The organism is Pseudonocardia sp. MH-G8 (genome assembly GCF_002262885.1).
Lineage (GTDB): Bacteria > Actinomycetota > Actinomycetes > Mycobacteriales > Pseudonocardiaceae > Pseudonocardia.
In genome coordinates this window covers 304694-318349 of record NZ_NKYF01000005.1, presented here as the reverse complement: position 1 = coordinate 318349, position 13656 = coordinate 304694, and the positions used below count along the sequence as shown (strand labels likewise).

Genomic DNA, 13656 nt, shown 5'->3' with positions numbered 1-13656 from the left:
GGCGTGAACGCCCCTCTGAATCCCCGCACGCTGCCCGACAACGACAACGTGCCGGGCAACCACTACGCCTACTGCGTGCGCCTGGACGGGCAGCTGTTCATGCAGACCGGGCGGATGATCGCCTACTACCCCGCTGCGGGCGGGTCGGGCATCCGGTTCGAGCCGCTCACGTCCGCGAGCGTCGGCGGGTTCGTGGCCGCCCGCTTCTCCGCGCCGCTCTACACGCGCGACTGGGTCGTGGCCACCGGTGCCGGGCACCTGCTGCTGGGCGATCGCGGCTACGACATCAACAGCTACGACCTAGACGAGGGCAACCTCACGCTGCGCGCCGCCAACCTGCTCGCGTTCGACGCGACCCTCGAGCTGAAGCAGTCGATCGTGCCCGGCTTCCTCACCCTGATCGGCACCGGGAAGTTCCTCGCGTCCAGCTCGGGACCGGTGATCTTCGCCGAACCGCCGATCCGGGTCGACCCGCAGGCGCTGGTGGGCTGGGCGGACTGCCCCTCCCCGGCGCACCACTTCGATGCGAGCTGGATGACCGGGTTCCTCGGTGCTGCGGCGGGCGCCCTCGGCGTCCAGTCCGGGGAGGAGCGGCAGTTCGACTTCACCGGTGCGGGAACGGTGCTGCTGCAGTCCTCGGAGCTCGGCGTCACCGACCCGCACCTGCTGCGCCAGCTGGAGAGCCAGATCGCAGCCCTCGGTGCGCCGGACCTCACGCACCTGCAGGGCATCATCCAGTCCCAGCTGGCGCAGCGGCAGCGGTAGCCGCAGGCGTCAGGTGCGGGCCCGCAGGTCACGGCCGAGCAGCACCCCCAGTCCGATCATGCCGACGGCGAGCACCAGGTGCAGCCAGTTGTCGGCCGTGTTCAGCGGCACGAAGTTCGCGGCGCTGTCGAAGTCGATGATCAGGCCGTAGATCCACAGCACGGCGTAGACGATCCCGCCGCCGATGAGGAACGCGCGCGCACCGGACGCCGTGCGCGACATCGCGAACCCCACGACGCCGAACGCCAGGTGCACGAGGTTGTGCAGCACGGAGACGGCGAACAGGCCCAGCAGCAGCGCGCCGGACATGTGCCCGGCGAACGACAGCCGGTCGAAGTCGGTCGTCGCACCCGGGATGAACCCCAGGATCCCGACGACGATGAAGACCGCGCTGACGACCATCCCCGTCGTCTGAACGGGGTGGCGGGTGCGCGGGGTGAGGGCCGAACCGGGCATCGTGTGCTCCCATCTGCAGCGACGGAGCGCGGTGTACCCGGGGCGCGGCGACCCAAGCGGCCACGGCCGGGATCCACCGGAACGCCGCCGTGCCGCACCGGAACCGGTCAGCGGGTGTTAGACCGGGCACGCCGGGGGTAGGCCTCCCGTATGACTCCGCAGACGACGGACGTGCCGAGCCAGCGGGCCACGAGCGCATCGGGCGCGACCGTGGCCGGCGTGGACCCGAGCCCCGTTCCCCAAGGTGCACACGACGGCCTGACCGCCGCTTCGACCGGTGAGCTGGTCCAGCGGCTCTCGACCCAGCTCTCGGAGCTGATCCGCCGCGAGCTGGAGCTGGCCCGCACCGAGCTCACCGCGAAGGGCAAGCGCGCAGGTGCCGGCGCCGGGCTCGCCGGAGCAGGTGGCGTGGTCGCGCTGTTCGGCGTCGGCGCGCTCATCGCCGCCGCGATCGCCGGGCTCGCCACGGTGCTGCCCGTGTGGCTGTCGGCGCTGATCATCGGCGTCGTGCTGCTGCTCGTGGCCGGGGTGCTGGCCCTGGCCGGGCGCAGCCAGATCAAGCAGGCCACGCCTGCAGTACCGGAGAAGGCGGTGCAGGGTGTGCAGGACGATGTCGCCACGGTGAAGGGTGCGGTGCACCGATGACCGCCTCGCAGTCCGACACACCGGCCGGCACCTCCCGGGACACCCCGGCTGACCCCCAGCGGGAGGTCGAGGAGCTGCGGACCGAGCTCGGCGACACCGTCCAGGAGCTCGCGCACCGCGTGGACGTCCCGTCCCGGATGCGCGAGAAGCGCGCCGAGACGGCCGAACGGGTGCAGGCCCAGGTGAGTCACGCCCGGGAGGTCGTGGCCGAACGGGCGCCGGAGGCGCAGGCCGCCTTGCGCGAGCGCCCGGCCCTCGTCGCCGGCATCGGCGCCGTACTCGGCTTCCTGGTGCTGCGCGCCCTGCGTCAGCGGCTGCGCACGCGCAAGATCCGGAAGGAGGACGCGGATGGAACGCGGTAGCTCCAAGCACAGTCCCCGTCAGGACGAGGCGCTGGCCGACGAGGTGGCCGGCGAGCTGGGCCCCGGCGGGTCGAACCGCGAGGAGTGGGCGGCTGCCGAGCCGCCCGCCGACGACGATCCGCCGGCCCGCACCGGCACCACCCGGGAGTCGTGACCCACGAAGGAGCGCGACGAGCGGCACGGTCGCCTCTGATCGCTCGTCCGGCGGCCCGGTTCAGTACGCCACCGTGAATCGCGTGCGGCGATGCGCAGGGTTCTGCGCCTCGTCCAGCAGCGCGACCGCCAGATCCTCCACGGAGATCCTCGACCGGCCTCGGGTGTCGAGGAGCAGCTCGTCGGTGCCCCGCCGGTAGGTGCGCGTCCGCACGCCGGGCACCAGCTCGGCGGGCGGGCTCAGATACGTCCAGTCCACCTCGTCCGGTGCTGCCCGGCACGCGGCGAGCTGCTGCACACCCGCCAGCGCTATGGCGCGGTACCCGCCGGTGACCAGCGACGGGTCATCGGCGACCAGTCCGCCCGTGCCGGGCACGACCAGGCTGCCGGCGCCGCCGACGACCAGCAACCGGGCTCCGGACCCCACGAGTCCCGCCAGCAGTGCCTGCGTCGTCGGGACGAGTTCGGCCTCGGACCCCACGGCGGGGCGGATGGACGCCACCACGACGTCCTGATCGGCGGCCAGGCACGCGACGGCCACGACGTCCGCTGCGTCACCCGCCCGCACGCGCACGGCGGGCGGCAGGTCGGCAGCGCGGGTGGTGTCGCGCACGACGGCGGTGAGGGAATGCCCCCGGGCGAGCGCCTCGGCCACCACCCGCCTGCCGACCATTCCGGTGGCTCCGATCACTGTGATCTGCATGATCATGCTCCGTTTCGGGGTCAGCGGGGGACCGGCTGGGGCCGGTGGTCGAGGGGAGGGAGCGGCGCCGCTGGACGGCCGAGCACCTGACCGGCCACGAGGGCGACGAGCGCCACGCCGAGCCCGACGGTCTGGGCCGGGGTCAGCGTCTGGCCGAGCACGACCAGCCCGGCGACGGTGGCGGTGAGCGGGTTGGACAGGGTCAGCAGCGAGACCGTCGTCGGGCTGAGGCGCTCGATGCCGCGGAACCAGCAGACGTAGGCGAGCGCGCCCCCGATGGTGGCGAGGTAGGTGTAGCCCGCGACGTTGGCAACGGTGAGCGTGGGCGGCAGCCCCTCCACGAACAGCGTGGCGGGAGCCAGGACCAGGCCGCCGAGCGTCAGTTGCCACCCGGTCGTCATCAGGGGCGACCCCGGACTCCCCCACCGCTTCCCGAGGACGATGCCGAGCCCGACCAACGACGTCGCAGCGAGCATCGCGAGCAGGGCCGCAGGGTCGAGGCGGGCCGCTGCGGTGAGCGTCATCAGCGCCACGCCGGCGACCCCGACGAGCGCGGCCAGCAGGTGGGGCAGCGGTGTGCGCGTGTGCAGCACCAGCCACGCCAGCCCGGCGACGACGAGCGGCTGGACCGCGCTGACCGTTGCGGCCACGCCCCCGGGCAGCCGGTAGGCCGCGTAGAACAACAGCGGGAAGAACGCGGCGAAGTTCACGACGCCGAGCGCGAGGAACCGCCACCACCAGATCCGCCCAGGCGGCAATCGCCGCACCAGCAGCAGCACCAGCAGGCCCGCGGGCAGCGCCCGCAACAGGGCGGCGAGCAGCGGCCGATCGGGCGGCAACAGGGTTGCCGTGACGACGTAGGTGGTTCCCCAGCTGACGGGGGCGATCATGGTCAGGAGCCGGTCGGCGGCCATCGCACTCTCCATGCTGATATTCTCGATGTCGAGAGATATCCGAGCACGAGCAGTAGCACGACGTCAAGTATCTCGAGATGAAGAGAGTTCGCTCATGCGCGACGCTGTCGACCGGATCCTCGAGCAGTGGCACCGCGAGCGCCCCGACGCCGTGGACGACCTGTGGCCCATGGAGCTCGTGGGCCGCATGCAGCGGCTCACCCGGGTGCTCGAACGCGAGCTCAAGGCCTTCTACGCCGAGCGCGACCTCGAGCTGTGGGAAGCTGACGTACTGCTCACGCTGCGCCGGGCCGGGGCGCCGTACGCCCTCACCCCGGGCGGCCTGCTGAAGGCATCCATGATCACCTCAGGGGCGATGACCAACCGCATCGACCGCTTGGAGGCCAAGGGGCTTGTCGAGCGCCGGCCCGGCGCCGACGACCGCCGCTCGGTGCGCGTGCAGCTGACCCCTCGCGCCCTGGAGCTGATCGACGCGTTCTTCGCCGACCACCTCGCCAACGAGGCACGCCTGTTCGCCGCGCTCACCACCGACGAGCGCGCCCAGCTCGCCGGGGTGCTGCGCATCGCGCTGCACTCCCTCGGCGACACCGACATCACCTGATCCCCGCCGCGCACACCACGCCGGTCAGGTCGGCGGCATCACCGCGTCCTGCGGCTCCTTGTCGCTGCGCAGCCCGCGCCACGCCGCGTGCCGCAGCCGCCCCTCCCGCGTCAGGACGCGGTAGACGACCTCTCCCACCAGCTCGGGGCGCACCCACCGCGCTTTGCGCGCCTCCTCCCGCGGGACCTCCTCGTCGAAGGGGCTCCCCGGCTGCTCGCGGGCCCGCAGCTCGACGAGCAGCGACCGCAGCGCCGCCTCGGTGAACCCGGTGCCGACGTGACCGAGGTAGCGCAGCGACCCGGTGTCGTCGTAGGCGCCGAGCAGCAGCGCGCCGATGCTCTGAGCGCGCCGCCCCTCCCCCGCCGTCCAGCCGCCGACGACGACCTCCTGCGTGTGCAACAGCGCCGTCTTGATCCAGGCCGCCGAGCGACGGCCGGGCTCGTACCGGCCGGTGCGACGCTTGCCGACCACACCTTCCAGCCCGTGCGCCCGCGCCACCTCCAGCAGCTGCCCGCCGCTCACGCCCGGAGCCGCGGGGGGCACGCGCACGCGGGGGCCGGCGAGCTCCAGCTCCTCCAGCAGTGCACGGCGCCGGTCGTAGGGTTCGGCGAGCAACGAGGCGCCGTCGGCGTGCAGCAGGTCGAACACGACGTAGGACACCGGGATCTGCTCGACCAGCTCCGGGGCGGGCGAGCGGACGTGCATCCGGTGTTGCAGCAGCCCGAAGTCGGGACGCCCCTGCGCGTCGAGGGCGACCACCTCGCCGTCGAGCAGGACAGGGCGTCCGTCGAGAAGGGCCGTGAGATCGGCGAGCTCCGGGTAGGCGGCGGTGACCTCGTTCCCGCGGCGGCTCTGCGCCCGGATGCGCTCGCCCGCCACCGCGGTGACGGCGCGGACCCCGTCCCACTTGAACTCGAACGCCCAGCCCGGCCCGGCAGGGGGCTGCCCGGCCGTCGCCAGCATCGGCGACACCGCCGGCGGGAGCGAGGGCAGGGCGTCCATCCCGCGCAGCTTGCCCGCCACGGCCCCCGCCTGCACCTCTGACTACCGGAAGGGTGACTCCGGAGGAGACCGGCGGCCGCTTCTCGAGGGGTGGGGAAGCGGCCGCCGGAGCACGGGGGCGGCCGGGGGGTCCGCCAGAGCCGTGCTACTCCACGGTAACTGTTGCACGCGCAATCGGGGGATCTTCGGGGCGGAGATCGCACTAAGCTCGCTGTGTGGCCGACCACAGCCCGACGACGAGCGCCGAAGATCCGGATTCGGCGGGTCTGGCCGCCGTCGCGGACGAGCTGTACGGCCTGCCGCCCGACGAGTTCATCGGCGCCCGGGACGCGGCCGTCGCCAGTGCGCGCGAGCGCGGCGACCGGGAGCTGGCCAAGGCGATCGGGCGGTTGCGCCGCCCCACCCGGGCCGCATGGCTGGCCAACCTCCTCGCCCGCCACCGCACCGCGCAGCTGGACGGGTTGCTCGGTCTCGCCACCGGCCTGGCCGACGCCCAGCGCACGCTCGACGGCGCCGCGCTGCGCCAGCTGTCCAGCAAGCGCCACCAGCTCGTCGCCGCGATGGCACGCGAGGCCGGGCGGCTGGCGCAGGAGGCGGGCGACCCGGCGGCCGAGAGCGTGCTGCGGGACCTGCAGGGAATCCTCGATGCCGCCCTCGCGCGCCCCGAGGTCGCCGAGCAGGTACGCGCGGGCCGGCTCACGCGCACGCTGAGCTACACCGGCTTCGGGCCCGAGACCGACCCGGACGCCGTACCGGCCCCGCGGCACGCGCCCGAGGAGCCCTCCGCCGGCGAGCCCGAGCCCGCGAGGGACACCGAGGCCGACGACCGCGCCCGCAGCGAACGGCTGCGCGCCGAGCGCGACCGGCGGGCGGAGGCGCTGGCGGCCGCGGAGGACGAGGAATCGCAGGCACGCTCGGCCCAGGACTCCGCCGACTCCGCGCGCGACGACGCGGCCGGCGCCCGCGACGACGCTCGTCACCGAGTGGCGGAGCTGACCGCCGAGCTGGAGGCCGCCCGCGAACGCGAGCGCACCACCGCGTCCACCGCGCGGGACGCGGAGTCGGCGGCGAAGTCCGCGGCGCGCGCCGTCGGTGTGGCCGCCTCCCGCACCGCCCGCGCCCGCGCCCGCCTGGAGGAGCTCGAGAACGAGCTCTGACCCGCGCCCGGCACAGCGCGACATCCGCCCCCGTAGACCGCGACTCGCGGAAGTTCGGCGCCCACCCCCCGCGACTCGCGCGCCCACGCCCGCGACTCGCGGAGGTTCGGCGCCCACCCCCGCGAGTCGGGGCTGTGGCGTGCTCGTGTCGCGTCGCCCGCACCGACGCCGTACGCCGCGAGCTGCAGCAGAACGCCGAGAACGCTGTGCGCCGCGCTGCCCGCATCGCCGACGCCCTCGACGACCTCGACGCCGTGCCCGACGTCGTGACACCGGCGATCGGGCGCGTCCTCGCCCTGGCCAAGAGCACGCTCGAGCAGACGCAGCCCATCGACGAGGCGCTGCTCTCCGATCTCACCCTCGAGCACCAGCTGCGCGACCGGGCCCGGTACGTGCGCGTGCTCGCGCAGCGGGCCGGGCTGCCCTCGGTGGAGCGCCTGGCCGACGACCTGGTCACCGCGCACTCCGCCACCGTCGAGTGGCTCACCACGGTGCTGGCCGAGGAGGCCCTCGGCGGCCCGGCCGCCCTGACGCCCACGCCGCTGCAGCGGGTGGCAGGCGGCGTGGCGCACGCCGTCGGCCTGCCGACCCGGCTCGCGGTGCAGCAGGTCAACTGGGCCGTGCACACCGCCTACCGCACGGGCGAGCAGGCGCGGGGCGTCGTCGGTGACGTCGCGGGCAGGGCGACGCAGCTCGGGCTCGGTACGCGCGAGGTCGCCTCGGCGAGCCGGGATGCCGCCCTGCGCCAGACCGAGCGGGTGGCCCGCCGCGACGGCGCCGACACCGTGGCGGGCGCGGTGCACGAGACCCGCGCCGACCTGGGGCGGCTGGCCGCGTCGGAGCTGCCGATCAAGCACTACGAGGAGATGACCGCGCAGAACGCGATCGCCGCGATCCGCGAGCTCAGCGACCCCGACGCGTTGCGCACCATGATCGCGTTCGAGGAGAAGCACAAGAACCGCAGCGGCATCATCACCGCCGCGCAGACGCGCTACGCGGCGGTGGCCAAGACGCGGACCGAGAACTGATGTGGCCGCGCAAGTGCGTTTGGCGGGCGCCGCGCAGGGCATCAGATGGTCGTGATGTTGCTGCGCCCACCCGGGGTGTACCGGGCCGAGGGTGACACCGAGTTGCTGACCGACGTGATGGACCGGGACGGGTTCGCCCTCGGTCGTGACGTGCTCGACGTCGGAACGGGAAGCGGTGCGCTCGCGCTCGCCGCGGCCCGGGCCGGCGCCGCCGCCGTCACGGCGGTGGACCTGTCGCTGCGGTCGGTGGCGGCGACGTGGTTCAACAGCAGGCTGCACAGGATGCCGGTCACGGTGCACCGCGGCGACATGTTCGCCCCCGTCGCCCACCGGCGCTTCGGGCTGGTGGTGGCCAACCCGCCGTACGTGCCCGCCGAGACCGGCCGCCTCCCCCGACACCGCAAGGCGCGGTGCTGGGACGCGGGCCCGGACGGCCGCGCGGTGCTGGACCGGATCTGCGCCGGTGTCACCGACGTCCTCACGCCGGACGGCGACGTGCTGCTCGTGCACTCGGCGGTCTGCGACACCGACCTCACCCTCGACGCGCTCGACCGCGCCGGGCTGGTCCCGCAGGTGCTGGCCAAGGCGACCGTCCCGTTCGGGCCGGTCATGCGGGCCCGCAGCGCGCTGCTGGAGTCCCGCGGCCTGATCGGGCCGGGGCAGCGCGAGGAGGAGCTGGTCGTCGTGGGGGCGCATCGTGGCTGAGCGCGTGCCACAGGTGGTGATCACCGACGACGGGCCGCTGCTCGTGTCCGGGCCGGTGGACGTCGTGCTGCCCGACGGGCGGCGGGTCCGCTCCGACCGCCCGGTGAGCGCGCTGTGCACCTGCAAGCGCAGCCGTCGCCCGCCGTTCTGCGACACGAGCCACCGCCGCAAGGTCCGCGGCGGTGGCGAGGAGGAGGACCGTGCTCAGCCGTAACCCCGCACGTCCGGTCGCGGCACCGCCCCTGCCGGCGCCGCGCGGGCCCCTGTCCGCCGCGGTGATCACCGCGCTGCGCGAGGACCGCGAGGCCGGCGCACCCACCCTCGACGCCGACCCCTACGGCGCCGACCTGCAGCTCGCGCTGTACTGCCTCTACGAGCTGCACTACCGCGGGTTCGCCGGGGTGGCGGACGAGCGGGAGTGGGACCCGGCGCTGCTGACCGTGCGCGCCGCGCTCGAGCGGCTGTTCACCGACGCCCTGCGCGCCGACGTCGAGCCCTCCGACGACGTGGGCGCCGAGCTCGACGCGCTGCTCGTCGAGCCGGTCGAGGGGCAGGGCCCGTCGTGGTACCTGAAGAAGGAGGGCGAGCCCTGGCAGGTGCGCGAGTACGTCGCGCACCGCTCGCTCTACCACCTCAAGGAGGCCGACCCGCAGGCCTGGGTGATCGCCCGCCTCGACGGGCCGGCGAAGGCCGCGCTCGTCACCGTCGAGCACGACGAGTACGGCGCCGGCGACCCCGACCGCATGCACGCGCAGCTGTTCGCCGACATGATGCGCGCGCTCGACCTCGACGACACCTACGGCGCCTACCTCGACGCCGCACCCGCCGAGACGCTCGCCGAGGTCAACCTGATGTCGTTGTGCGGGCTGCACCGCCGCCTGCGCGGGGCACTGATCGGGCAGTTCGCGACCGTGGAGCTCACCTCCTCCCCCGGCTCGGACCGGCTGGTGCGCGCCATGCGCCGGCTCGGCCTGCCCGAGGCGGCCGTCGAGTTCTACGCCGAGCACGTCGAGGCGGACGCGGTGCACGAGCAGCTGGTCCGCCGCGGCGTGATCGCGCCGCTGCTGGCGGGTGAGCCCGCCCTCGCCGCGGACGTCGTGTTCGGCATCCGGGCGAGCGGGTTCCTCGCCGACCGGTTCGGCGCGCACCTGCTCGGCTGCTGGGCCCAGGACCGCACGTCGCTGCGGCACCCGCTGCCCGACCACGCGGCCCGCGCCTCCAGCGCGTAGAGATCCCACTCGGCGTCGCCCTGGAGGTGCGGTGGGCCACGTCACGACGGGAGCGACCCGGCACACTGGCCGGCGATGAAGCTGCCGGAGCTCCCCGACCTGCCGGTGCGCGCCGCGCTCGACGAGATCACCGGCACGCTCGCGGCCCGCGGTTCCGCGGTGCTCGTGGCGCCGCCCGGCACCGGCAAGACGACGCTGGTGCCGCTCGCGCTGGCCGCCGCGCTGGGAGGGGGCCGGGTCCTGGTCGCCGAGCCGCGCCGGCTCGCCACCCGCGCGGCCGCGGCCCGGATGGCGGCCCTGCTGGGCGAGGAGGTCGGCGGCACCGTCGGCTACGCCGTGCGCGGCCAGGCGCGCCGGTCGGCCCGCACGCGCGTCGAGGTGGTCACCTCCGGGCTGTTGCTGCGCCGGCTGGTGGCCGACCCCGAGCTCGCCGGCACCTCCGCGGTGGTGCTCGACGAGTGCCACGAGCGGCACCTGGACGCCGACCTGCTCCTGTCCCTGCTGCTCGACGCCCGCGACGGCCTGCGTCCGGACCTGCAGCTGCTCGCCACCTCGGCGACCGTGGCCACGGACCAGCTGGCCGGGCTGTTGGACGGCCCGGTGCTCGAGGTGGCGGGGACCGCGTTCCCGGTGACCGTCGGCCACCTGCCCCCGGTCCGCGGCGAGCGGATCGAGGCCTGCGTCGCGCGCGCCGTGCGCACCGCGCTCGACGAGGGGGACGGGGACGTCCTCGCGTTCCTCCCCGGCGTGGCGGAGATCCGCCGCACCGCCGCGGCGCTCACCGGGTTGGACGCCGACGTCCTGCCCCTGCACGGTCGCCTCCCGCCCGCCGAGCAGGACCGGGCACTGCGCCGCGGCACCCGGCGCCGCGTGGTGCTCGCCACCGCCGTCGCCGAGTCGAGCCTCACCGTGCCCGGCGTACGGGCCGTCGTCGACGCAGGCCTGGCCCGGGTGCCGCGCACCGACCACCGGCGCGGCCTCGCGGGGCTGGTCACCGTGCGCGTCTCGGCCGCGGTCGCCACCCAGCGGGCGGGGCGCGCCGGACGGGAGGGGCCGGGCCGGGTGCTGCGCTGCTGGCCCGAGGGCGAGCTGCTCGCCCGCGCACCGGAACCCGAGATCCGCACCGCCGACCTCACCCGCCTCGCCCTCGACCTCGCCTGCTGGGGCACGCCCGACGGCGGCGGCCTGCGCTGGTGGGACCCGCCGCCGGAAGGCCCGTTGCGGGCCGGGCAGGCGGTCCTGCACGCGCTCGGCGCGCTGTCCGCGCCGGGCGGCGGGGTGACCGAGCGCGGCCGCCGGATGGCGGAGCTCGGGCTGCACCCGCGGCTCGCGCGTGCGCTGCTCGACGGTGCGGCGGCCACCGGAGCGCGGACCGCCGCCGAGGTGGTGGCGCTCCTCGACGACGACACGCTCGCCACCGGCCCCGAGGTCGACGACGCGCTGCGCCGCCTGCGCTCCGGGGACGCGCCCGCGGCCGGCCGCTGGCGGGGCGAGGCGGGCCGGTTGCGGCGCCTGCTCCCCGGCGCACGTGACGGCGACGCAGCCGGTGAGCGGCGTCGGCACAGCGGACCGGCCGACGCCGCCCTCGTCGTCGCGCTCGCCCACCCGGAACGACTCGCGCGGCGCCGCTCCGCCGGCTCGGCGCGCTACCTGATGGCCGGCGGCACGGCCGTGGAGCTGCCGCCGGGCTCCGCGCTCGGAGCAGCGGAGTGGCTCGCCGTCGCCGTCGCCGACCGCACGCCCGGGGCCGAGCACGCCCGCGTGCGCCTGGCCGCCGCGGCCGACGCGGAGCTCGCCGTGCGCGCCGCACCGGCACTGCTGACCGAGGGCGACGAGGTGGCGTGGGTGCGCGACGACCCGGCCGGGGTCGTCGCGCGGCACGTGCGCCGCCTCGGGGCGATCGTCCTGGCCGAGCACCGCCTCCCCGCGCCCGACCCGGAGGCACTGCGCGCCGCCCTTCTCGACGGGCTGCGCACCGAGGGCACGGGCCTGCTGCGCTGGACCGACGGGGCGCGACGGCTGCGCGACCGGCTCGCCACGCTGCACCGCACGCTCGGCGCGCCGTGGCCCGACGTCTCCGACGCCGCGCTGCTGGCCGACCCGGACCGCTGGTGGAGCGGGCCGGTGGCCGGCGCGCGCAGCCGGGCCGACCTCGCCCGCGTCGACGCCACCACGGTGCTGCGGGCGGTGCTGGGCTGGCGCGAGGCCGCCCTCCTCGACGAGCTCGCGCCCGAGCGCGTCACCGTGCCGTCGGGGTCACGCGTCGCGCTGGACTACTCCGGGGAGCGACCGGTGCTCGCCGTGCGCGTCCAGGAGGTGTTCGGCTGGAACGCTCCGCCCGCCGTCGCCGGCGGACGGTTGCCGGTGCTGCTGCACCTGCTCTCCCCCGCAGGCCGGCCGGCGGCGGTGACCGATGACCTCGATTCGTTCTGGAAGGTGGGCTACCCCCAGGTCCGAGCCGACCTGAGAGGCCGCTACCCGAAACACGCGTGGCCGGAAGACCCCCTGAGCGAGCCCCCGACCCGCCGAACGAAACGCTGACGCACCCCCACCCGCACTGTGGGGCGTCAGGGCCGCTCGCGGGCGCGGGCCTCCTGGGCGAGTACCGCTTCCTCCTCCAGGGCCGGGACCTCGGTCACCGCTTCCTCCGCGTCGGCGATCGGGCCGGGGTTCGCCGCGTCGGCGTCGGCGCGGTCCAGGTCGGCGCGGACGGTCTGCAGCAGGACCGCCCCCGCCAGGACGACGACGGCGCCCAGCAGGAACGGGACGTGCGCGCTGAAGCCCTCGGCGAGCAGCCCTGCGGCGAACGGGGCCAGACCGCCGCCGATGAACCTGACGAAGCCGTACGTCGCCGACGCCACGTTGCGCGGCACCGGCGAGATGCTCATGACCGCCGTCGTGACCAGCGTGTTGTTCAGGCCGACGACCGCACCCGAGAGGATCACCGCGACGATCACGACCCACCGCGTCCCGGGGAAGGTCCCGATCAGGGCCAGCAGCACCGCCACGACCACGAGCGCGACGGTGAGGGTGCGCGCCGTGCCGAACCGGCCGCCCAGGCGCGGCGCGCCGAACACCGCGAAGAGCGCCACGAGCAGGCCCCAGGCGAAGAAGACCCCGCCCAGCTGGATGGCCGAGAGGTTCATCAGGAACGGGGCGTACCCGAGAAGCGTGAAGAAGCCCCAGTTGTAGAGCAGGCCGGTCAGGCTGGTGTTGCGCAGGCTGCGGTGGCGCAGCGCCGCCAGGGGTTCGCGCAGCGAGGAGGGGTGCGCGGGCTTGGGCGTCGGCGGCACCAGCACCACGGTCGCCACCAGCGCGAGCAGCATCAGCACCCCGACGCCGAGGAAGGGGCCGCGCCAGCTGATGTCGCCCAGCAGCCCGCCGAGCAGCGGGCCCGAGGCGATGCCGATGCCGAGCGCCGTCTCGTAGAGCACGATCGCGCCGGCGAAACCGCCGCTCGCGGAGCCGACGATCACGGCGAGCGAGGTGGCGATGAACAGCGCGTTGCCCAGGCCCCAGCCCGCGCGGAAGCCGACGATCCCGGCGATGTCGGCAGCCAGCCCGGCGGCCGTGGCGAACACGACGATCAGGGCCAGCCCGAGGATGAGCGTGCGCTTGGCGCCGATGCGGCTCGACACCACGCCCGTGACGAGCATTGCGAAAGCCGTGACGACCAGGTAGCTCGTGAAGAGCAGCTCCACCTCGGTGTGGCTCGCGTCGAGCTGGGTGGCCAGGGCCGGGAGGATCGGGTCGACGAGGCCGATGCCCATGAACGAGATGACGCACGCGAAGGCGACGGCCCACACGGCCTTGGGTTGACGGAACGGGCTGGTCCCGGTGGTCGGCTGAGAGCTCACGGCGGCGAGTATAGATAGCGTTGCTAAGTACTTGGCGTCACCGTGGCCCGCGCCACGCCTTCCCGGCACCGGGAGGCGG

At 75.1% G+C, this 13656-nt stretch carries 16 protein-coding genes; 11 read left to right on the top strand and 5 right to left on the bottom strand.

Translation table 11 applies throughout. The features are described 5' to 3' along the window. Positions 1-3: 3 nt before the first annotated feature. Positions 4-765, top strand: a complete 762-nt coding sequence (locus tag CFP66_RS15570) for an AIM24 family protein (protein ID WP_094924528.1) — start codon at positions 4-6, stop codon at positions 763-765. Positions 766-774: 9 nt separating this feature from the next. Here the strand turns inward: CFP66_RS15570 and CFP66_RS15565 are convergent, their stop codons facing one another. After that, on the bottom strand, positions 775-1221 hold the full coding sequence (locus tag CFP66_RS15565; RefSeq protein WP_094924526.1) for a DUF4383 domain-containing protein: 447 nt from the start codon (positions 1219-1221) through the stop codon (positions 775-777). A 150-nt stretch (positions 1222-1371) separates the two neighbouring features. On the opposite strand from CFP66_RS15565, the gene CFP66_RS15560 reads away from it, so the two are divergent. From CFP66_RS15560 to CFP66_RS48555, 3 genes are read left to right on the top strand one after another with little or no spacing between them, the layout of a single operon-like run. Next, positions 1372-1866 (top strand): phage holin family protein, encoded by a 495-nt coding sequence (locus tag CFP66_RS15560; protein WP_094924523.1) that lies wholly within the window; start codon positions 1372-1374, stop codon positions 1864-1866. Continuing rightward, positions 1863-2228, top strand: a complete 366-nt coding sequence (locus tag CFP66_RS15555; protein WP_094924521.1) for a DUF3618 domain-containing protein — start codon at positions 1863-1865, stop codon at positions 2226-2228. Before CFP66_RS15560 ends, CFP66_RS15555 begins: the two co-directional genes overlap by 4 nt. Then, positions 2215-2382 carry a hypothetical protein gene (locus tag CFP66_RS48555; RefSeq protein WP_198961463.1) on the top strand — a complete coding sequence of 56 codons (168 nt, stop codon included), beginning with the start codon at positions 2215-2217 and terminating at the stop codon, positions 2380-2382. The genes CFP66_RS15555 and CFP66_RS48555 overlap by 14 nt, the downstream gene beginning before the upstream one ends. A gap of 60 nt (positions 2383-2442) precedes the next feature. On the opposite strand, the gene CFP66_RS15550 is transcribed toward CFP66_RS48555, so the two are convergent. Both CFP66_RS15550 and CFP66_RS15545 read right to left on the bottom strand, forming a co-directional pair. Continuing rightward, a complete protein-coding gene (locus CFP66_RS15550) occupies positions 2443-3084 on the bottom strand; it encodes an NAD(P)-dependent oxidoreductase (RefSeq protein WP_094924807.1) in 642 nt (213 codons plus the stop codon). A gap of 20 nt (positions 3085-3104) precedes the next feature. After that, complete coding sequence (locus CFP66_RS15545) at positions 3105-4010, bottom strand: EamA family transporter (protein ID WP_094924519.1); 906 nt, start codon at positions 4008-4010, stop codon at positions 3105-3107. A gap of 82 nt (positions 4011-4092) precedes the next feature. Here CFP66_RS15545 and CFP66_RS15540 point away from each other — a divergent pair, with 82 nt between their 5' ends. Next, complete coding sequence (locus CFP66_RS15540; protein WP_094924517.1) at positions 4093-4599, top strand: MarR family winged helix-turn-helix transcriptional regulator; 507 nt, start codon at positions 4093-4095, stop codon at positions 4597-4599. 24 nt (positions 4600-4623) lie between these two features. On the opposite strand, the gene ligD is transcribed toward CFP66_RS15540, so the two are convergent. Beyond that, positions 4624-5637, bottom strand: a complete 1014-nt coding sequence (gene ligD, locus CFP66_RS15535; RefSeq protein ID WP_369805058.1) for a non-homologous end-joining DNA ligase — start codon at positions 5635-5637, stop codon at positions 4624-4626. A 179-nt stretch (positions 5638-5816) separates the two neighbouring features. On the opposite strand from ligD, the gene CFP66_RS15530 reads away from it, so the two are divergent. The 6 genes from CFP66_RS15530 (at position 5817) to hrpB (ending at position 12261) form a co-directional block, all read left to right on the top strand. Further along, on the top strand, positions 5817-6758 hold the full coding sequence (locus CFP66_RS15530; protein WP_094924515.1) for a hypothetical protein: 942 nt from the start codon (positions 5817-5819) through the stop codon (positions 6756-6758). A 134-nt stretch (positions 6759-6892) separates the two neighbouring features. Then, the gene (locus CFP66_RS15525; protein ID WP_094924512.1) at positions 6893-7786 is read left to right on the top strand and encodes a hypothetical protein; all 894 of its coding nucleotides are present in this window, start codon (positions 6893-6895) and stop codon (positions 7784-7786) included. A gap of 45 nt (positions 7787-7831) precedes the next feature. Then, the gene (locus CFP66_RS15520; RefSeq protein WP_369805057.1) at positions 7832-8491 is read left to right on the top strand and encodes a HemK2/MTQ2 family protein methyltransferase; all 660 of its coding nucleotides are present in this window, start codon (positions 7832-7834) and stop codon (positions 8489-8491) included. Beyond that, the gene (locus CFP66_RS15515) at positions 8481-8705 is read left to right on the top strand and encodes a CDGSH iron-sulfur domain-containing protein (protein WP_369805072.1); all 225 of its coding nucleotides are present in this window, start codon (positions 8481-8483) and stop codon (positions 8703-8705) included. Before CFP66_RS15520 ends, CFP66_RS15515 begins: the two co-directional genes overlap by 11 nt. Next, a complete protein-coding gene (locus tag CFP66_RS15510; protein WP_094924508.1) occupies positions 8692-9720 on the top strand; it encodes an iron-containing redox enzyme family protein in 1029 nt (342 codons plus the stop codon). The genes CFP66_RS15515 and CFP66_RS15510 overlap by 14 nt, the downstream gene beginning before the upstream one ends. Positions 9721-9795: 75 nt before the next feature. After that, positions 9796-12261, top strand: a complete 2466-nt coding sequence (hrpB, locus tag CFP66_RS15505) for an ATP-dependent helicase HrpB (protein ID WP_198961462.1) — start codon at positions 9796-9798, stop codon at positions 12259-12261. 26 nt (positions 12262-12287) lie between these two features. Here hrpB and CFP66_RS15500 read toward each other — a convergent pair whose 3' ends face one another. Next, complete coding sequence (locus CFP66_RS15500) at positions 12288-13577, bottom strand: MFS transporter (protein ID WP_094924506.1); 1290 nt, start codon at positions 13575-13577, stop codon at positions 12288-12290. Between the last annotated feature and the right edge of the window lie 79 nt (positions 13578-13656).

Coding starts and splice junctions, on each gene's coding strand:
- CFP66_RS15565 (WP_094924526.1), bottom strand. CDS start 1,221: ATGCCCGGTTCGGCCCTCACCCCGCGCACCCGCCACCCCGTTCAGACG.
- CFP66_RS15560 (WP_094924523.1), top strand. CDS start 1,372: ATGACTCCGCAGACGACGGACGTGCCGAGCCAGCGGGCCACGAGCGCA.
- CFP66_RS15555 (WP_094924521.1), top strand. CDS start 1,863: ATGACCGCCTCGCAGTCCGACACACCGGCCGGCACCTCCCGGGACACC.
- CFP66_RS48555 (WP_198961463.1), top strand. CDS start 2,215: ATGGAACGCGGTAGCTCCAAGCACAGTCCCCGTCAGGACGAGGCGCTG.
- CFP66_RS15550 (WP_094924807.1), bottom strand. CDS start 3,084: ATGCAGATCACAGTGATCGGAGCCACCGGAATGGTCGGCAGGCGGGTG.
- CFP66_RS15545 (WP_094924519.1), bottom strand. CDS start 4,010: ATGGAGAGTGCGATGGCCGCCGACCGGCTCCTGACCATGATCGCCCCC.
- CFP66_RS15540 (WP_094924517.1), top strand. CDS start 4,093: ATGCGCGACGCTGTCGACCGGATCCTCGAGCAGTGGCACCGCGAGCGC.
- CFP66_RS15520 (WP_369805057.1), top strand. CDS start 7,832: ATGGTCGTGATGTTGCTGCGCCCACCCGGGGTGTACCGGGCCGAGGGT.
- hrpB (WP_198961462.1), top strand. CDS start 9,796: ATGAAGCTGCCGGAGCTCCCCGACCTGCCGGTGCGCGCCGCGCTCGAC.